A 17,799-nucleotide genomic window follows, 5' to 3' on the forward strand; every position below is an offset into this window, starting at 1 on the left:
AGTTTTATGCAGATTAAAAAGATTTTTATAGCAGGAGATCACGCTGCTTTTGAAGCAAAAGAAATTAGTAAGAAAATTTTAGAAAATTTGGGCTTTGAGCCGATCGATTTGGGTGCAAATTCGCCTGAAATAAGCGTTGATTATCCTGATTTTGCAAAGGCTTTGTGCGATGAAGTTTCAAAAGATGAAGGAAATTTTGGGATTTTAATTTGCGGCACGGGATTAGGAATTTCAATGGCGGCAAATCGAAATCCGCAAATTCGTTGTGCGTTATGCCATGATCGCTTTACAGCGACGATGAGTAGAGAACACAACGACGCAAATGTCTTAGCTTTTGGGGCTAGGGTTGTTGGAGCTGGCGTTATAGAAGACATGATAAAAGCGTTTTTTAGCACCGAATTTGCAGGTGGCAGACACGAAAGGCGAGTTAATAAACTTGGGAGTTGTCTATGTTAAATTTGGTTTTAGCGGTATTTTCTTTGTTTTGTTTATTGCTTTTGATTTTGGCATTTAGAAAAAATAGCAAAATGTTAGATGAGATTTCAAAGAAAAATCAAAAAATAACCGAGCTTGAAAATATAATCGTAAAGCTAAAATCAAATTTGCAAACAAGTATTGAAGCTCTTGAAAAGGCAGATAGTGCAAATATGGATTTGAAATTGCAAAATACAAAAGTTAAATTTGAAAACAAAATTCTAAAAGAAAAAGAGGAAAAATGAAAGAACTAAACGAAAATGACAAAAAATATCTTTTAAGCACTATTAGAGAGATTAAAGATTACCCAAAAGCAGGGATTTTGTTTCGCGATATTACTACTTTATTAAATGACAAAAAGGCGTTTGAATTTTTAATGTCCCATTTGGAAGCAAAGTATAAAGACGCAGGGTTTGACTATATCGCAGGGATTGAAAGTAGGGGTTTTATATTTGGCGCAGCACTTGCTACTCGCCTAAATTTGGGCTTTGTGCCTATAAGAAAACCAAAAAAACTTCCATATACAACGATTTCACAAAAATACTCGCTTGAATACGGCTTTGATCAAATCGAAATTCATATCGACGCATTTAGAGATACAAAAGACGCAAAAGTTTTATTAGTAGATGATTTAATAGCCACCGGCGGCACGGCATTTGCCGCAGCCGAGCTTATACAAAGAGCAGGAGCGATATGCGCCCAAGCGTGTTTTGTGATGGATTTACCGGCTCTTGGCGGTTCTGAAAAATTAAGCAAAATTACAAAAGTTTATAGCGTGTTAGAGGGCTAAATGGAAGATTTTTTAAAAGAACTTCTTTTTGAGTATAAAAATTACGCTTATGGAATTCTGTTTGTTTGGTGTTTGTTAGAAGGCGAAATTGCGCTTATTTTGGGTGGAATTTTAGCGCACGAAGGGCATATAAATTTAGCGCTTGGAATTTTTATTGCAGGACTTGGAGCATTTTGCGGAGATCAATTTTATTTTTATATCGGCAGATATAATCGTAGTTATATAGGTAAAAAATTAGCTAAACAACGCAGAAAATTCGCCATAGCGCATTTGCTACTTAAACGGCTTGGTTGGCCTATAATATTTTTGCAACGCTATATGTATGGATTTCGTGTGATAATCCCTATGAGTATCGGCTTAACTAGATATAGTGCGAAAAAATTTGCTTTTATAAATTTAATAAGCGCTTGGTGCTGGGCGGCGATAACGATGATTTTGGCGTGGTATTTTGGAAAGCAAATTTGGCGTTTTATAAGCTGGGCAGAAGAGCATTGGTATATCGCAATTCCGATTGTTTGCGGATTTTTATTTTTGATTTTTTATGGATTTAAAAAAATGGAAAATTACTTTATGAATTTAAGAAAGGATAGATATGCAAATCAAACTAATCAATGAAAAAATCGATGACATTAAGGCTGATTTTGAAGTTATTTTGGTTGTAAATAAAAATTTAGATCACGAATTTATCAAAGACAAGGATAAATTTGAGTTTTTCGGATACGACGGAAGCGCAAATTTGCTTTTAAGTGAGAGTAGAAGACTTTATGTAGGCGTAAAATCGCTAGAATTCGATAGAATTCGCTCAGCAATCGCCACTGCGTATAACACGCTAAAAAGCTATAAAATTTCAAATTTTAAAATCGCTTCGTATCTTTGCGGTTGCACTACAAAAAGCTTTATGGCGATGGCTGAGGGCGTGTTTTTGGGTAGTTATGAATTTAACAAATATAAAAGCGAAAAGAAAAAATACAGCCTAAATGAAATTCTAATCTCAACACAAGAGTATAATAACCATGAAATTAAACTCGATAAAGCGCAAAACGGGCTTAAAAAAGGCGAGATTATGGCAAATGCTGCAAATTTCGTCAAAGACGGCGTAAATGAAATCCCAGAAATTTACACGCCTGTAAAAATGGCTAGTGATGCCGAAATTTTGGCGGCAAATTATGACAGCGTAAGTGTAAAAATTTATGATGAAAATTTCTTAAAAGATCAAAATATGAACGCATTTTTGGCTGTAAATCGCTCTTCAATCCACCCGCCACGCTTAATTCATCTAACTTATAAGCCCCAAATTTGCAAAAAACGAGTTGTTTTTGTCGGCAAGGGCTTGACTTACGATAGCGGAGGGCTAAGCCTTAAACCAAGCGATTATATGCTTACGATGAAATGCGATAAAAGTGGCGCAATGGCTGCAATGGGTATCATAAAAGGAGCTGCTGAGCTAAATTTGCCGTTTGAAATTCACGCCGTCATCGGTGCAACCGAAAATATGATAGGCGGAAATTCATACAAGCCTGATGATGTGCTTATTTCTCGCAGCGGCGTTACTATCGAAGTGCGAAATACAGACGCAGAAGGTAGGCTAGTTTTGGCTGATTGCTTGGACTGGGCACAAGAGTTAAAGCCTGATATTTTAATCGATATGGCAACTCTAACAGGAGCTTGTGTAGTGGGTCTAGGCGAATACACAATCGGGCTTTTAGGAAACAATGAAGAATTTAAACTAGAATACAAACGCCTTACAAAGCCAAGCGGTGAGCTTTTTGGAATTTTAGAATTTAATGATTATCTAAGGGAGCTTATCAAATCAAATATCGCCGATGTTTCAAATACAGCTTCTAGCAGATACGGCGGAACGACCACGGCAGGGCTTTTCCTTGATAAATTTATAAAAGATGAATACAAAGACAAATGGCTTCACCTTGATATTGCCGGACCTGCGTATTTAGAAAAAGCATGGGGCTATAATCAAATCGGTGCCACAGGTGCAGCCGTAAGAGCAAATTTATACTATTTAGACGCTATTTCAAAGGAAAAATAATGGGATTATCAGTAGGCATAGTAGGACTTCCAAATGTCGGCAAATCAACGACATTTAACGCACTAACCAAAGCACAAAACGCACAAGCGCAAAACTATCCTTTTTGCACGATTGAGCCAAATAAAGCCGTAGTTGCCGTGCCTGATAAGCGTTTAAATGAATTGGCAAAAATCGTTAATCCCAATCGAATTCAAAACTCGGTTATCGAATTTACCGACATTGCAGGGCTTGTAAAAGGAGCTAGTAAAGGCGAAGGTTTAGGAAATAAATTCCTAGCAAATATCCGTGAATGCGAGATTATCTTACATATCGTTCGTTGTTTTGAAGACGGAAATATCACTCATGTTGAAGGAGGAATTGATCCGATCCGTGATATTGAGATTATCAACACTGAGCTTATTTTAGCCGACATAGAACAACTAACTCGCAAAATAGAACGCCTAAATAAAGAAGCAAGGGCAAATGCAAAAGGTGCAAAAGAAAGCTTGGATATGGCAAATTTGCTTTTAAAACATTTAAACGACGGAAATTCTGCGTCAAGTTTTAGCGAATTTGAAAATGAAATTTTTACAAATTTAAACAAAGAGCTAAGATTACTTTCGGCAAAAGAGGTCATTTATGGCGCAAATGTCGATGAAGCAGGGCTTGAAAATGATAATGAATTTGTTAAAAAAGTCAAAGAATTTGCTAAAAAAAGCAACCACGAAGTCATCAAGCTAAACGCAAAAATCGAAGAAGAGCTAATCGGTCTAGATGATGATGAAGCAAAAGAATTACTCCAAAGCTTGGGCGTAGAAGAAAGCGGACTTGATCATATCATAAGGACGGCATTTGCGAAATTAAATTTGATAAGCTATTTTACAGCCGGTGTCATGGAAGTTCGTGCTTGGACGATTACAAAAGGTTGGAAAGCCCCAAAAGCGGCAAGTGTTATCCATAACGATTTTGAACGGGGGTTTATTAGAGCAGAAGTCATTGCTTATGATGATTTTGTTAAATTCGGCGGTGAAAATGGCGCCAAAGAAAACGGCAAAATGCGACTCGAAGGCAAAGACTATGTCGTAAATGACGGCGATGTGATGCATTTTAGGTTTAATGTTTAAATTTATAGTGTAAATTTGTTCTAAATTTTATAAATTTAGAAAAGGATTTTTATGTTAAATAGCAAAGACTTGGAAATTTTGCGTAGAGAATTTATCGATAAATTTGATTTTAGTGATGAAGATAAAAAATTGATTGAAGAAAAGTGCATTGATAAAGTTTTGGGCAAAGATAAACTTACATATTTTAATCACGAGTGTTTGGGCTTTATTATCGTCAAAAGCGGACTTTTGCGCGCCTTTATAACATCTGAAAATTTCAAAGAAATCACCGTTTTTATGCTAAAAAAAGGCGAAAGTTGTGTTTTGTGCGATTCTTGTTTTATGGGTAGTTTTGAAACAAAAATCAATATCCAAGTTAAAGAACAAGCCGAAGTTTTACTGATTCCTGCCGAAATTTTTATAAAAATGAAAGATAAATATCAAAGTCTTACAAATCATATACTAACGCTTGTTGCAAAACGATTTGCACAGTCTATAAAAGTCATGGAACAAGCACTTTTTTCGCCACTTAGTGAGCGAATTTTGGCATTTTTAAAAAAGAATTCTCAAAACGGAAGTATGAAGATCACGCACGAAGAATTGGCTTCGCATTTAGGAAGCGCGAGAGAAGCTGTTTCTAGAATTTTAAAAGAGATGGAAAATGATAAACTTATCTCTCGCAAACGCGGCGTGATAAGCGTTTTATAAACAAATCAAATTTTATTTGCAAAAAACCACAAAAAGGCAAACATTAACCCGGGAGCTCTAATGAGCTCTTCATTAAACATAAATTCCTTTGCCTTTTTGACATCTAAATATACAAGCTCGATTTTTTCGCCATCTATTCCGCCACCTAAGCCCTTTTTATCATCTTCGGTAATCTCGCCGTAAAAAAGATATTGTCTATTTGCCGCAAAACCAAGTGCGCTATAAAAACTAGTTATGAATTCCAAATCTTTAACCAAATAACCTGTTTCTTCATAAATCTCTTCTATTGCAGTTTGTTTTGGGCTTAAATTTTTATCCAAAATTCCCGCACAAAGCTCATGCGTAAAGCCTTGTTCGTTCCAATCAAACCCGCTTTGTTGCTGATGATACCAAACAGGCGGACGAAATTGTTTAACAAGCAAAAGAGCATTTTTTTCTTTATGAAAAAGTAAAATTGATACGCTATCATGGACTTTAACACAATCCCAAACTCTTGGTTTGCCGTCCATTTCAAAATGCAAACGAAAAGGCTTTACAAAATCTGATTTTTCCATATTTGAAATTTTTAAATTTTTTATAGAAGTATCCATGTTGCAAGTCCTAAAAAGCTAAAAAATCCGACTATATCGGTAACGGTAGTAAGTAAAACAGAGCTTCCCACAGCAGGATCTATGCCAAATTTTTTCAAAGTTAGCGGTATAACCGTGCCAAAGATTCCAGCAAAAGTAAAATTTATCACCATTGACATCGCAATAACAACGCCTAAAAGCTTTATGCCAAACCAAAAATACGCCACAAAGCCCATAATAATAGCAAAAATCATACCGTTTGTAAAAGCAATAGCAACTTCTCTAAATAAAACATTTTTCTTATCTTTAAATTCGATTTCGCCCAAAGCCAGTCGCCTGACGGTAACGGTAAGTGCTTGTGTGCCTGTATTTCCGCCCATAGAAGCAACAATCGGCATTAAAATAGCTAGTGCTACGATAGTTTCGATAGTGCTATCAAAAAGCCCGATAATAGCAGAGCTAACAATAGCCGTGCATAAATTCACAAAAAGCCACGCCGCACGAGAGCTTCCTGCTTTTACTAGCGTATCTTCTTCTTCGGCTTCGTCATTAACACCTGCTAAGTGATAAATTTGCTCGGTTGCCCTGTCTTGGATAATATCGTGTATATCATCGCTTGTGATGCGACCTATTAAAACGCCATTGCTATCGACAACAGGCATAACGCTTAAATCAAATTCTTCAAAATCTCTTACGACATCATCGATTTTATCGGTATCAGTGGCAAAATGTGGTTTGTATTCATCATCGTATTTATCTATAATCTCTTTTAAAGTTAAATTAAAATCATATAAAATCAAATCCGAAGTCGAAAATGCTGAAATCAAGCGTTCGCTTTCGTCCAAAACAAAAAGTTGAAAAACATTTTCTATTTCGCCGCTTTCTTTTAAATTTCGTAGGCGATCTACGGCTTGTTTTAGCGTTTCGTTTGTTTTAGCGCTAAAAACCTCCGTTTGCATATATGCACCGGCTTCATCATCTTCATAATTTGAAATTTGTAAAATATCTTTTTGATCTTCTTCGTCAAGTTTTTCAAAAATTTGCTTTGCTTTTTCTTCGTCTATTTCTTCGATATTTTGGAAAAGTTCGGCTTGATCATCGCTTTCTAGCTCTTCGATAGCTTCGACGATTTTTTCATGTGGAATAGTTTCGATAACATCTTCGAGCATGTGATCTGGCATTTCAAGAGCGACATTTGCAAGGTCTTCCGGGTCTAGTTTTTCTAGGTATTCGACATATTTTTCTTCGTCGTGTTTTTTAAGCGTTTTTAGGTGATCGGCAAGATCTGCTGAGCTTATCTCTTCTTCTGCTGTCTCTTCAATATGCGAATCTAGGACTTCTCGTGCTTCTTCAAATTCTCTTGCTTCCATAATCTAACCTTCAATTCAAAATCATCGAATTTTCAAAATTTTCAAATCTTTGAGGATTTAAATTTCCGTCTTTTGCCAAATCCATTTTTGCGTTCATATCTTTAACAAGAGCCTTAAATTTAAGCTCTTCTTTGCTTACTATATTTGTTTTTTCGATTTTTACTACTTTTAAAGGATCGATTGCTTGTTTATTTTTATAAAGCCCAAAATGCAAATGTGGTCCCGTGCTAAGCCCTGTGTTTCCAACATAAGCGATAAGCTCTTTTTGTTTTACATTTGTGCCTACTTTTATGCCTTTTGCAAAGCCGTTTAAATGTGCATAAAGTGTCGAATATCCTCCGCCGTGCGAAATTTCAACGGTGTTTCCATAGCCACTTCTACGACCTACAAATGTAACTTTGCCGTTGCCTGCTGCGTAAATTTTTGTCCCTTTTGGTGCAGCATAATCCACGCCCAAATGCGCTCTATATCGCTTCAAAATAGGGTGAAAGCGTTTTGGTGTAAATTTAGATACTATTCTTGCGCCATTAATAGGCGTGATAAGCAAAAAACTTTCCATTTTTTTGCCGTTTTCATCAAAATATTTATCTTCAAAAAGATATAAAGAATTTCCTTTTTTGTTTTCTTCTATCATACCTGCTAGAATTTTAATAGAGCCAAAAGGCTGACCAAGTCTAGTTTTTTGTTCGTATAAAAGCACTAGCCTATCGCCCTTTTGAAGTCTTTTAAAATCTACTTCGCCCCTAAAAACGCTCATAAATTCATTTGCCAAAGCAGTATTTCCGGTGGCTTTGACTATATCATTATACGGCGAAGTTTCAATGGAAATTCCAAGCGAGTTGCTCTGTTTTGTATAGACTATCGGAGTAAAATCAAGTTTAAATTTATTGAATTTATCTTTGTAAATTTGAATTTGCAACTCTTCGCTAATGGGGATTAAAAGTTGCGAAATTTTGCCTAAATCATCACGCAAAACATAACAAATCGAACCTGAGATTATCTCGCTGGTTAGCTCTTGGGCTTCTTTATCTAAATCATAATAAACAGAAAGCGGGATTTCATATTTTTCCATAAATTGAAGCAAACTTACGCCTTCTGGCCACTTAAATTTCTCAACGCCCGAATTTATCGCAAAAGCAAAATTAAAAAATAGAAAAAAAATCAATATAAATTTATTCATGGAAAATCGCTTTTTATTTTTTTATTTATTACATAAGCCGAAATTGTAGCAAATTAACGCTTATATTTGGCAAAAACCAAGAATTTACCAATTTTTATGTATAATTAGCAAATTTTTTATTTTTAGGAGCAAATTTTGAAAAGATTGATTTTAGCTTTTTTATTTTTATTTGGAATTAGTGCAAATGCGGCGGAATTTAGTATGCCGACTTACGAATCTCCGCTTTTAGAAGTCGAAGATGGCTACGCAACCATAATGAATAGCTCAGACATCGCAGTCGGAAGTAGTGGCGTGGTAATGCATAAATTTGCAAACGGCGATCGCTCGATCGTCGCAAGGGCAGTTGTAGCCGAAAAAATGGGAAATTTAGCCAAAGTTAGATTTGAAGTTTTTGATTCGCTAGAACAAAAAGCGCTTCCTTTGCCAAAAGTTTTGCCTTCACAAGGCGATACCGTGATTTTAAATTTTTTATATAACAGAGCTTTGCTTGTCGTGCCAAATGCCGAAATTTACGAGCAAATCGTTGCGGCGTTTCCAAATATCACTTTTATTCACCCTGATCTTGCAGGAGCGCATTTGAGTTATAATTTCAAACCAAATCCAAGCAGAGATGATTTTAGAAAAATGTGTTCAAACAACGCAGCAGGGCTTATTTTTATCGCATTAGATAAAGAGAGTTTATTTGCTGATTGTGGCAGTTTCGAGCCACTTAAAACTTTTGCTAGTGGCGAAGTAAGCTACTATCAAATTCCGTTTTACTCACGCGTAGGTAAGATTGATACTATGTTTTTTGATGTTTTAAACGGACAAATCAACGACTATGACAGACATTATAGATACCTTTTAGGACAAAAAAGTGGAAACTAAACATATAAATTTTTTTACAGATTTACTAGGTAGCGATAACGCATATTTCGACAAAGCGCACAAACTTGCGTATTGCTATGATGCGACTAGAAAACGCTACGAGCCAGACGGTGTGCTTTTTCCGCGAAATGAAGATGATGTTAGCAAAATTTTAAAATATTGCAACGATAATAAAATCATTATTATACCGCGTGGGGCAGGAAGTGGCTTTACAGGCGGTAGTCTAGCGCATAACGGCGGTGTGGTTTTAGCTTTTGAAAAGCACATGAATAAAATTTTAGAAATCGACATGGAAAATATGGTCGCAGTCGTGCAACCGGGCGTTATAAATATGGATTTGCAAAAAGCCGCTATGGAAAAAGGGCTTTTTTATCCGCCTGATCCTGCTAGTGAAAATTACAGCACACTTGGCGGAAATGTCGCCGAAAATTCAGGCGGCATGAGAGCTGCAAAATACGGCATTACAAAAGACTATGTTATGGCGCTTCGTGCCGTGCTTCCAAACGGCGATATTATTAGAGCTGGCAAACGCACCATAAAAGATGTCGCAGGATACAATGTCGCAGGAATTTTAATCGCTAGTGAAGGCTCACTTGCCGTTATAACCGAAATCACGCTAAAACTTCTTTCAAAGCCAAAATTCAAAAAAACCGCAATGGGCGTTTTTCCTAGCGTGGAAGCCGCTATGAACGCCGTTTATAAGACTATGGCAGCAGGAGTTACCCCTGTGGCGATGGAATTTTTGGATAATCTTAGCATAAAAGCAGTCGAGCAAAAATTTAATAAAGGTTTGCCTGTAAATGCCGGGGCGATTTTGATTACCGATGTTGATGGAAATTTGCAAGAGCAAATCGAGCAGGACCTAAGCGTCATCGAGCGAGTTTTTAAAGAAAACGGAGCCAGTGAATTTATCACTGCAAAAAATGAAACCGAGAGCGCAAATTTGTGGTTTGCAAGGCGAAATTGTTCGCAGTCGATTACCTGCTATGGCTCGTTAAAACTAAACGAAGATATAACCGTGCCACGCTCAAAACTTCCTGAACTTTTGCACCAAATTCGCCAAATTTCCGATAAATATGGCGTTACGACGCCATGCTTCGGGCATACAGGAGATGGAAATGTCCATACAAATGTAATGGTCGATAAAAATAACGAAGATGAAGTAAAACGCGGATACAGCGCTATTGAAGAGATTTTTAAAGCGGCTGTTGATTTGGGCGGGACGCTTTCGGGCGAACACGGCATAGGAATCTCAAAAGCCCCGTATATGGGCTTAGCATTTAGCGATGCCGAAATGGAACTTTTTAGAACGATAAAAAAGGCTTTTGATCCGAACAACATATTAAACCCAAACAAAATGGGGCTTTAAGTTTTGTTTTGTAGATTGAAATGAGCCTAGCTTTTAAGCGATTGTTCGCTTTTACTTCGCTTCGCAGACACCAGTCTAGCTCAGCTCGTAAAAGCTCCAAAACGCTTAAAATCGTCGGCATTTGTAGTTCAAATTTAAATTTATATCGTAGGGTGGGTATCCTTGCCCACCATAATGTTCGTTAAATTTTTCGGTGGGCTGGACGCCCACCCTACGGTGCTGGTTTGAAACAATGATGAAATTTGATAAAAATATAAAATTTGGTGGGCAAGGATACCTACCCTACTGTGCTACGGTGCTAATAATTAGACAAAAAATTACAAATATCCAAGTTAAAATATATTTTTTATTCATTAATTTCCTTTTTAAAATTTTCTGGCGTATTTCCTTTTAAATTTAAAAGGAAAATCAAAACCAGAAAAAACAAACTTGCCTTTAAGTAAAAAGTTGTCATTTTTTCTCGTCTTTCTGGTTCTTTAAGTTTGTTTTCATAATCGTATTTTATGTAAATTATTCCATTTTTATCTTCGAGCTGTAATATTTCATCGTGGTAAAATAAAATAGCTGGTTCGCTGTAAATCTTAACTTTCTCGCCAATAAGTTTTGCGTAAATTTCGCGTTCACTTTTGCGAATTTGATAAAATTTATGATTTTTTTCATTTAAATCTAATCGCAAAGTCCCACCAGTGCCTTTTGCTTTATACCAAGCTGATTGTAAAATTCCTTCGTTTGTGTCGAGATTTTCAAGTCTTTTTGGATTGTAAGATAAATTATCAAAATAATTTAATACTATCATATAAAGAAAACAACCGATTAAACCTAATGACATTATCGAAATTACGGAGCTAAAAACAGATTTTGGCTTTTTAAAAACTCGGTAATAAAAAATCAAATAAATATAGCTATTTAGCCAACTGCTTCGTAAATTCAATTTTATCCTTTGAACTTTCATATTTTTAACTCTGAAATTCTATCACATTTAACTAGATTTATACTTAAATGGTATCGTAGGGTGGGCATCCTTGCCCACCACAATGGTTAATTAAGATATTAAAAATGAAAATTTAATAAATGCAAAAATTTGGCTAAGAAGGATACCTACTTTACGGTGCTGAATTTTAAAAACTCTATCGGCGTTGTTAGATTGCCACTCTTGCTTCACTCGTTTGCAATGATAAGCAAAAAATTTGCCAAATTCCCCAAATTTTAAGTAAAATTACAAAAAACAAAAGAGAAAATGATGAAAAAGATTACAGAACTGCTAAATTCGCTAAAAAGCGCCCTTAAAGTCGCAAATGTTTATGATAAAAATATCATGCGATATGCTTCTAGCCTTAGTTTTCACACTATGCTTTCGCTACTTCCGATTTTAATGGTATCTTTAAGCATTTTTATGCAAATGCCAAGTTTTAAGGCGTATTACGAAAAAATCAAAACATTTATATTTGCAAATTTGCTTCCTACGCACCAAGACACGCTCTCATCGTATATCGAGCAGTTTTTGGCAAATAGTGTCGGGCTTGGTATCACGGGCTTCGCGGCGGTGATTTTTACTTCGGTTATGTTTTTTAGCGAATTTGAAGGGGTTATTTGCAATATTTCAGGGGCGAAAAAACGAAGCTTTTTTGCTAGTCTTAGCACTTACTGGACGCTTATGACACTAGCTCCCGTCGGGCTTGGCGGGTCGTTTTATGTAAGTGGCGTTTTGCAAAATTTGTTAAATCAAACCGAATTTACAAGGTGGATAAATTTACTAGCGATTTTGCCGTATCTTATCATTTGGGCGATTTTTGCGGTAACTTACGCCGTATCGATAAACCGCGAAATATCGGCAAAAGCGATAATGATAGCGTCGTTTATCACAAGCGTTTTTTGGTGGATTTTAAAAATTCTTTTCGTGCAGTATGTTTTTTATAACAAAACTTATCTTAGCATTTACGGCTCGTTTTCTGTGCTTTTGTTTTTCCTTTTGTGGATTTACATTAGCTGGATTTTGTTTTTATACGGCGTGAAAGTTTGTGTGTTTTTAAACGATAAAAAAGATAGGCAAGAAGCCGAGCAAGGCACAAAGTAGGGCAAAATTTTTAAATTTTATCGCTAAGATTGCAGATAAATTTGCCATCACAAAAAGCCACAGCGGAATTTGCGTTTTATAAATACTAAGCGAAAATTCCAAAAAATTTAGCAGATATTCATCAAAAATATATCCCACGCCAAAAATATGCAAAACTACGCTTAATGGATAAAAAATAATAAATGTGTAGCTTATAGGCACGACTGAAATTTGAAGTGGGGTAAGGGTAGAGAAAAAATAATAAACAGGCACATTCATACAAAGCCAAACAAAAAGATTAAAAAAAATCAAGTGAGCAAAAAGTCCGAATTTATCCTTAAAATGCTTAACATAAATGAAAATAAAAAGCACTCCCATACACGAAAAATAAAATCCGATAGAAAAAGCTAAATGCGGAAATAGCGCAATCAAAAAGGCAATAGTGATAAAAAGTGTTGCAAAATTTATGATTTTAAAATTTCGCATTAAAAGGAAAAACCCCACAAACGCCATAGCAAGGCTTCTAAGGAAACTTGGCGTGAAATCAAGCACCAAAAGATAAAAACTCATCAAAATAAAAACAAAAATGCTAATGTCAAAATTCACGCTTCGATACGGAAAATAGCGTTTTTGAAAGAATTTATAAACGGGCTTAAAAATAAAAAAACAAATTCCAAAAATAATGCCTAAATGAAATCCGCTAATGGCGATAATGTGCGCGATTCCCCAGTTTGTAACATTTACGCGAAGTTCCCTTGAAATGGGCGTTGCGAAATATAACGCCGAGTAAAGCTCTTGCATTTTTGAATTTTGGTGTTGGGCGGTTATAAAATTTATCGCATTTTGTTTTAAATTTGCGAATTTGTTTTTAAAATTTGACGAATTTTGCATGGTCTCTGCCGAATTTCGCTCCGAATTTGGCGAATTTTCAAATTTTGGTTTTAGTTTAAAACTTGGCATATAAAATCGTTTTTTTACAAAATCGATAAATTTAACATTTTGCGTGATAACGCCGATATTTAGATACTTTGCGCCGTTGGTTTTAAAATCTTTTTTGGTAGTGGTGTAAAACTCAAATTCGCTAGTTTTAAGGCGCAAAACTTGGTAGCTTCTGCCCTTAGCATTTGTTTTTTCATAATTTTGCAAAATTTGCGCATTATAAAATCTATATTTTTGAGATTTAAATTCATAAAAATCTTTATAACAAAAGCCCAAATTTAAGATAAAAACAGATAACGCAAAAAGCAAAAACAACAAAATTTCCCGTTTGTTTTCAAAAATTTCAAGCTTTTTCATTGTGAAATTATAGCAACTTTTAATCGCCATTTAGCTATAATAATGGAATTTAAAAATTGATAAAAAGGATAAAAAATGGCTGAAAAACAAAGTATTTTTATAAATAGAGAGCTTTCGTGGTTGCGTTTTAATTCGCGTGTTTTAGCGCAATGCAACAAAGATATTCCGTTAATCGAAAAGCTTAAATTTTTGGCTATTTACAGCACAAATTTAGATGAATTTTATATGATTAGGGTTGCAGGTCTTAAACAGCTTTTCACAGCCGGCGTCATCACAAGTGGGGACGATAAAATGACGCCATTAGAGCAGTTGCGTGAGATTAGAGAGTATTTAAACAAAGAGCAAAAAGAGCTTGAAGATCACTATTTTTTCACTAAACTTGAACTTGCCAAAAACGGCATTTTTATCAAAAATTACGATGAGCTTGATAAAAATTTAAAAGCTTCTGCTGATAAATTCTTTTTTGAGCAGATTATGCCGATTATTATCCCGATTGCAGTGGATTCGACGCACCCTTTCCCGCACCTAAATAACCTTAGTTTTTCACTAGCTGTTAAACTTTGTGATAAACAAAACCCAGAAAGCATACATTTTGGTATGGTGCGAATTTCGCGTGTTTTGCCACGATTTGTTCAGGTCGATAAAAGCGTTTATGTGCCGATAGATAGCCTGGTTCGTCGCCACGCAGAAGAGATTTTTCCGGGATTTAAACTTTTAAGTTCGGCTGCATTTAGGGTTACGCGAAATGCCGATATTACGATAGAAGAAGAAGAAGCAGATGATTTTATGATGATTCTTGAAGAGGGCTTGAAACTTCGCAGAAAAGGTGCTTTTGTGCGTTTGCAAATAGAAAAAAATGCAGACTCTGATCTAGTGGAATTTTTAAATTCGCATTTAAAAATTTTTCACAAAGATGTCTATGAATACTCCGTTCCGCTTACGCTTGACGGGCTTTGGGAGATAGCAGGAAATAAGGATTTTTCCTTTCTAGCGCACCCACAATATCTGCAAAAAACGCTTCCGCCCTTTGATGAAAACACTTCGGTTTTTTCTACCATTGACAAAGAAGATGTGCTGATTTTTCACCCGTTTGAGAGCTTTGATCCCGTTCAAAAGCTCATAAAAGAAGCTTCTAGCGATCCAAAGGTGATTTCTATTCGTATGACGCTGTATCGCGTGGAGAAAAATTCGCCGATAGTGCAAAGCCTAATCGAAGCCGCTAGTAACGGCAAACAAGTAACCGTTATGGTTGAGTTAAAAGCTAGGTTTGATGAAGAAAACAATCTCCACTGGGCAAAAGCGTTAGAAAACGCAGGAGCGCATGTGATTTACGGTATTACGGGCTTTAAAGTTCATGCAAAAGTTACGCAAATCATCAAAAAAGACGGCGGAAAGCTAAAATTTTATATACATTTGGCTACGGGAAATTACAATGGAAGCAGTGCAAAAATTTATACAGATGTTAGCTATTTTACAAGTAATGATATTTTCGCAAAAGATACGACGAATTTTTTCCATATACTTTCAGGATATAATAAAAATCGCAAACTCGATAAACTCTCAATGTCGCCAATGCAGATAAAAGAGCGACTTTTGAAAATGATAAAAGTCGAAGAAGGTAAAGGAAGCGAAGGCAGAATTATCGCTAAAATGAACGCTTTGGTTGATAGCGATATGATAAAAGCCCTTTGTAAGGCAAGTGCAGCAGGTGTTAAGATTGATTTGATAGTGCGTGGAATTTGCTGTTTGCGTCCCGGTATCAAAGGCGTTAGCGACAATATAAAAGTGATTTCGGTGGTAGGAAAATACCTAGAACACGCACGAATTTTTTATTTTAAACATAGTAGCCCTGGAATTTATATCGCAAGTGCGGACTGGATGCCACGAAACTTAGAACGCCGCTTGGAGCTGATGACGCCGATTTACAATGAAAATTTGCAAAATAAATTAAAAGAGATTATTAAACTTCAATTAAGCGATAATGTCCTTGCTTTCGAGCTTGGAAGCGATGGCGAATATACTAAAAAAGAGCCAAAAGAAAATGAAAGCGTGGTAAATTGCCACGAAGTTTTTGAAAACTACTACAACGAAATTTACAAAAATATCCGAAAACACGATTCTAGCGTTTTGGCAACAAAACTTTTAAAAGAGAGTTAAAAATTCTCGGTGTCGTTTTGACACCGAGTTTTTTATGAAATTTGGACAGATTTTATTTGAAAAAGAAATTCGGGCGAATTTAAAGACCGCATTTATAAATTCGCCCAAATACAAAGAAAATGAGTTTCTCATATAGCAAATTTGGCTTACTAAGCATAAGCAAATTTGCCAAATTTGCTATCTATTTAAAGAACATCGATTTAAAAAATAACACGCAGGGCAAAAGCCTGTAACACCGACTAAAATCGGAATTAAACCGATTAGGCTTAGCCAAGGATTGACAAAATATAGTCCTATCATCAGGGCTATGCCGATAATGATTTTGCTAATGCGTTTTTTCTTGCTTAAATTTGCTTTCATTTTTTATCCTTTTGTTAAATTTTTTGAAATAATACAAAATTTGCTGATTTTAATCTGTGATAAGGTTACAAATAAAAAAGTTTTGTTTTTTGGGAAGTAAATTTTGTTTTATTTTTACTCAAATTTACTCAAATTTGCAAATTTTTTATCAAATTTAAGCAAATTCTTGGGGGGGGGAGGGGGGGGGTATAATAAGACTTTATTTTTTTGTCGACGAGAATTTCGTTAATTCTATTGTTTATTTGTAGGTATCCAAACCTACAAATAATCGTTTATGTGATATTAGAGGTTCAATATGGCTTATTATGACATGTGGGGAAATCGGTATGAAAAAGTTAGCAGTGGTGGAGGCATTCTTGGATTACTTCTCATAGTTGGTTTTATATGGCTTGTTTCAGGCGATAACACATCCTCGAATACACCGACAGATAACAAGGTTATCAAAAGTATAAATCTAAGCAATAGAGAAAAAACCATGCAAATCCAGCGAATTCTTATCAAAAACGGCTATAAGCTCAAAGCCGATGGCGTTTTTGGGAAAAAGACAATCAGCGCTGCAAAGAAATTTACTGGGCTAAATTCTGCGGATTTAAACACACTTTATATTGCTGTTAAAAATAAAGCAGACGGCAAAAAGAATTAATATAGTATGATATTTTATTTTTTGTAAGAAAGGATATAAAATGTTTTTTTGGGGATATATCGAAGATGTAAAAAGAGAAGTCGTTACTGATTTTAACATTTCTGCTGAACCTATAAGAACCACGACGACTACAAGCGTTGGAGCCAGCTCCATGGACGCCTATACTCATACCAGTGGCGGCAGGATTAGTTCAAAAACAAAACATGCCACCATTTGGACTTTTGATATAGGCGATACTTCGTTTAAATTAATAAGCGATACAATGAGCTTAAAAAATGGCGATTTTGTCGTGGTTGAGAGTTATTCTAGGGACGGAGCTTATTATCTAGCTTATTGTATTTTAAATGCTACAAAAAAATATTCAGAACCAAGTTGGTTTCCTGGTGGTTATTTGAATAAAAGAAATTTGCCACAAAAACCAAGAATGATAGCGGATATTGGTATGTTGTGTATATTTGTATTTATATTATTTATATCTGGATTAGCATTAATATTAATAATGGGTGAAAAAGAAGAAGGTGTAAAAGCAGAAGAAGTATTATCTGGCCTTATTGCTTTTGGTATTATTTTTTGGGTTCCTTCTTATTTTCTTCTTGGTCGTAGGGCCTATAACGCGATTAAGGATGCTAATTATCAGTATAAAAGAAAATTATCAGATATAACCAAACTAAATAACTGGGTAGAATACCGTAATGCAGAGTATAAAAAGTATGAAAACGAAATTTTTAGTGCGTTAGAAAATGAAGGATTTTTGCCAAAAAAAGAAGAAAATAAGCAAATTCAAAGTTAAATAATTTAATTTCGGCAAATTTTGGTGTTAAATTTGCCGAAATTACA

At 35.4% G+C, this 17,799-nt stretch carries 19 protein-coding genes; 13 read left to right on the forward strand and 6 right to left on the reverse strand.

Going from position 1 to position 17,799, the window contains the following annotated elements:
* Positions 1–6 precede the first annotated feature (6 nt).
* From rpiB to PF028_RS01110, 7 genes are read left to right on the forward strand one after another with little or no spacing between them, the layout of a single operon-like run.
* Positions 7–456, forward strand: coding sequence for a ribose 5-phosphate isomerase B (rpiB, locus tag PF028_RS01080; protein WP_270860821.1), 450 nt, complete (start codon positions 7–9; stop codon positions 454–456).
* Positions 450–719: a hypothetical protein gene (locus tag PF028_RS01085; protein WP_270860822.1), complete on the forward strand. Its 270-nt coding sequence runs from the start codon at positions 450–452 to the stop codon at positions 717–719. The genes rpiB and PF028_RS01085 overlap by 7 nt, the downstream gene beginning before the upstream one ends.
* Positions 716–1,264, forward strand: coding sequence for an adenine phosphoribosyltransferase (locus tag PF028_RS01090; RefSeq protein ID WP_270860823.1), 549 nt, complete (start codon positions 716–718; stop codon positions 1,262–1,264). The genes PF028_RS01085 and PF028_RS01090 overlap by 4 nt, the downstream gene beginning before the upstream one ends.
* On the forward strand, positions 1,265–1,879 hold the full coding sequence (locus PF028_RS01095) for a DedA family protein (protein ID WP_270860824.1): 615 nt from the start codon (positions 1,265–1,267) through the stop codon (positions 1,877–1,879).
* Positions 1,857–3,308: a leucyl aminopeptidase gene (locus tag PF028_RS01100; RefSeq protein WP_270860825.1), complete on the forward strand. Its 1,452-nt coding sequence runs from the start codon at positions 1,857–1,859 to the stop codon at positions 3,306–3,308. Before PF028_RS01095 ends, PF028_RS01100 begins: the two co-directional genes overlap by 23 nt.
* Positions 3,308–4,411 (forward strand): redox-regulated ATPase YchF, encoded by a 1,104-nt coding sequence (gene ychF / locus PF028_RS01105; RefSeq protein WP_270860826.1) that lies wholly within the window; start codon positions 3,308–3,310, stop codon positions 4,409–4,411. Before PF028_RS01100 ends, ychF begins: the two co-directional genes overlap by 1 nt.
* A 51-nt stretch (positions 4,412–4,462) precedes the next feature.
* Positions 4,463–5,098 carry a Crp/Fnr family transcriptional regulator gene (locus PF028_RS01110; RefSeq protein ID WP_270860827.1) on the forward strand — a complete coding sequence of 212 codons (636 nt, stop codon included), beginning with the start codon at positions 4,463–4,465 and terminating at the stop codon, positions 5,096–5,098.
* A 5-nt stretch (positions 5,099–5,103) separates the two neighbouring features.
* Here PF028_RS01110 and PF028_RS01115 read toward each other — a convergent pair whose 3' ends face one another.
* From PF028_RS01115 to PF028_RS01125, 3 genes are read right to left on the reverse strand one after another with little or no spacing between them, the layout of a single operon-like run.
* Complete coding sequence (locus PF028_RS01115; RefSeq protein WP_270860828.1) at positions 5,104–5,688, reverse strand: NUDIX domain-containing protein; 585 nt, start codon at positions 5,686–5,688, stop codon at positions 5,104–5,106.
* Positions 5,673–7,037, reverse strand: a complete 1,365-nt coding sequence (gene mgtE / locus PF028_RS01120) for a magnesium transporter (RefSeq protein ID WP_270860829.1) — start codon at positions 7,035–7,037, stop codon at positions 5,673–5,675. The genes PF028_RS01115 and mgtE overlap by 16 nt, the downstream gene beginning before the upstream one ends.
* 10 nt (positions 7,038–7,047) lie before the next feature.
* Positions 7,048–8,217, reverse strand: coding sequence for a peptidoglycan DD-metalloendopeptidase family protein (locus PF028_RS01125; protein ID WP_270860830.1), 1,170 nt, complete (start codon positions 8,215–8,217; stop codon positions 7,048–7,050).
* 135 nt (positions 8,218–8,352) lie between these two features.
* Here PF028_RS01125 and PF028_RS01130 point away from each other — a divergent pair, with 135 nt between their 5' ends.
* Together PF028_RS01130 and PF028_RS01135 are read left to right on the forward strand one after the other, a co-directional pair.
* Complete coding sequence (locus PF028_RS01130; protein WP_270860831.1) at positions 8,353–9,084, forward strand: plasminogen-binding N-terminal domain-containing protein; 732 nt, start codon at positions 8,353–8,355, stop codon at positions 9,082–9,084.
* Positions 9,074–10,453, forward strand: a complete 1,380-nt coding sequence (locus PF028_RS01135; RefSeq protein ID WP_270860832.1) for an FAD-linked oxidase C-terminal domain-containing protein — start codon at positions 9,074–9,076, stop codon at positions 10,451–10,453. Before PF028_RS01130 ends, PF028_RS01135 begins: the two co-directional genes overlap by 11 nt.
* A 346-nt stretch (positions 10,454–10,799) precedes the next feature.
* Here the strand turns inward: PF028_RS01135 and PF028_RS01140 are convergent, their stop codons facing one another.
* The gene (locus PF028_RS01140) at positions 10,800–11,384 is read right to left on the reverse strand and encodes a hypothetical protein (protein WP_270860834.1); all 585 of its coding nucleotides are present in this window, start codon (positions 11,382–11,384) and stop codon (positions 10,800–10,802) included.
* 309 nt (positions 11,385–11,693) lie between these two features.
* Between PF028_RS01140 and PF028_RS01145 the strand changes: the two genes are divergently transcribed.
* On the forward strand, positions 11,694–12,527 hold the full coding sequence (locus PF028_RS01145) for a YihY/virulence factor BrkB family protein (protein ID WP_270860835.1): 834 nt from the start codon (positions 11,694–11,696) through the stop codon (positions 12,525–12,527).
* Here PF028_RS01145 and PF028_RS01150 read toward each other — a convergent pair.
* Complete coding sequence (locus tag PF028_RS01150; RefSeq protein WP_270860836.1) at positions 12,480–13,802, reverse strand: ComEC/Rec2 family competence protein; 1,323 nt, start codon at positions 13,800–13,802, stop codon at positions 12,480–12,482. The two genes, PF028_RS01145 and PF028_RS01150, sit on opposite strands and share 48 nt — an antisense overlap.
* A 75-nt stretch (positions 13,803–13,877) precedes the next feature.
* On the opposite strand from PF028_RS01150, the gene PF028_RS01155 reads away from it, so the two are divergent.
* Positions 13,878–15,959, forward strand: coding sequence for an RNA degradosome polyphosphate kinase (locus tag PF028_RS01155; RefSeq protein WP_270860837.1), 2,082 nt, complete (start codon positions 13,878–13,880; stop codon positions 15,957–15,959).
* A gap of 177 nt (positions 15,960–16,136) precedes the next feature.
* Here PF028_RS01155 and PF028_RS01160 read toward each other — a convergent pair whose 3' ends face one another.
* The gene (locus tag PF028_RS01160) at positions 16,137–16,319 is read right to left on the reverse strand and encodes a YgaP-like transmembrane domain (RefSeq protein ID WP_270860838.1); all 183 of its coding nucleotides are present in this window, start codon (positions 16,317–16,319) and stop codon (positions 16,137–16,139) included.
* A gap of 295 nt (positions 16,320–16,614) precedes the next feature.
* Here PF028_RS01160 and PF028_RS01165 point away from each other — a divergent pair, with 295 nt between their 5' ends.
* Both PF028_RS01165 and PF028_RS01170 read left to right on the forward strand, forming a co-directional pair.
* Positions 16,615–16,962: a peptidoglycan-binding domain-containing protein gene (locus tag PF028_RS01165; protein WP_270860839.1), complete on the forward strand. Its 348-nt coding sequence runs from the start codon at positions 16,615–16,617 to the stop codon at positions 16,960–16,962.
* A 40-nt stretch (positions 16,963–17,002) separates the two neighbouring features.
* The gene (locus tag PF028_RS01170; protein ID WP_270860840.1) at positions 17,003–17,752 is read left to right on the forward strand and encodes a hypothetical protein; all 750 of its coding nucleotides are present in this window, start codon (positions 17,003–17,005) and stop codon (positions 17,750–17,752) included.
* Positions 17,753–17,799 lie beyond the last annotated feature (47 nt).

It is taken from the genome of Campylobacter sp. CN_NE2 (assembly GCF_027797465.1).
Classification (GTDB): domain Bacteria; phylum Campylobacterota; class Campylobacteria; order Campylobacterales; family Campylobacteraceae; genus Campylobacter_B.

What these genes read in the sequence shown, in the direction of transcription:
- rpiB (WP_270860821.1), top strand. Translation starts at nt 7, where the DNA reads ATGCAGATTAAAAAGATTTTTATAGCAGGAGATCACGCTGCTTTTGAA.
- PF028_RS01085 (WP_270860822.1), top strand. Translation starts at nt 450, where the DNA reads ATGTTAAATTTGGTTTTAGCGGTATTTTCTTTGTTTTGTTTATTGCTT.
- PF028_RS01090 (WP_270860823.1), top strand. Translation starts at nt 716, where the DNA reads ATGAAAGAACTAAACGAAAATGACAAAAAATATCTTTTAAGCACTATT.
- PF028_RS01095 (WP_270860824.1), top strand. Translation starts at nt 1,265, where the DNA reads ATGGAAGATTTTTTAAAAGAACTTCTTTTTGAGTATAAAAATTACGCT.
- PF028_RS01100 (WP_270860825.1), top strand. Translation starts at nt 1,857, where the DNA reads ATGCAAATCAAACTAATCAATGAAAAAATCGATGACATTAAGGCTGAT.
- ychF (WP_270860826.1), top strand. Translation starts at nt 3,308, where the DNA reads ATGGGATTATCAGTAGGCATAGTAGGACTTCCAAATGTCGGCAAATCA.
- PF028_RS01110 (WP_270860827.1), top strand. Translation starts at nt 4,463, where the DNA reads ATGTTAAATAGCAAAGACTTGGAAATTTTGCGTAGAGAATTTATCGAT.
- PF028_RS01115 (WP_270860828.1), bottom strand. Translation starts at nt 5,688, where the DNA reads ATGGATACTTCTATAAAAAATTTAAAAATTTCAAATATGGAAAAATCA.
- mgtE (WP_270860829.1), bottom strand. Translation starts at nt 7,037, where the DNA reads ATGGAAGCAAGAGAATTTGAAGAAGCACGAGAAGTCCTAGATTCGCAT.
- PF028_RS01125 (WP_270860830.1), bottom strand. Translation starts at nt 8,217, where the DNA reads ATGAATAAATTTATATTGATTTTTTTTCTATTTTTTAATTTTGCTTTT.
- PF028_RS01145 (WP_270860835.1), top strand. Translation starts at nt 11,694, where the DNA reads ATGAAAAAGATTACAGAACTGCTAAATTCGCTAAAAAGCGCCCTTAAA.
- PF028_RS01150 (WP_270860836.1), bottom strand. Translation starts at nt 13,802, where the DNA reads ATGAAAAAGCTTGAAATTTTTGAAAACAAACGGGAAATTTTGTTGTTT.
- PF028_RS01155 (WP_270860837.1), top strand. Translation starts at nt 13,878, where the DNA reads ATGGCTGAAAAACAAAGTATTTTTATAAATAGAGAGCTTTCGTGGTTG.
- PF028_RS01160 (WP_270860838.1), bottom strand. Translation starts at nt 16,319, where the DNA reads ATGAAAGCAAATTTAAGCAAGAAAAAACGCATTAGCAAAATCATTATC.
- PF028_RS01165 (WP_270860839.1), top strand. Translation starts at nt 16,615, where the DNA reads ATGGCTTATTATGACATGTGGGGAAATCGGTATGAAAAAGTTAGCAGT.
- PF028_RS01170 (WP_270860840.1), top strand. Translation starts at nt 17,003, where the DNA reads ATGTTTTTTTGGGGATATATCGAAGATGTAAAAAGAGAAGTCGTTACT.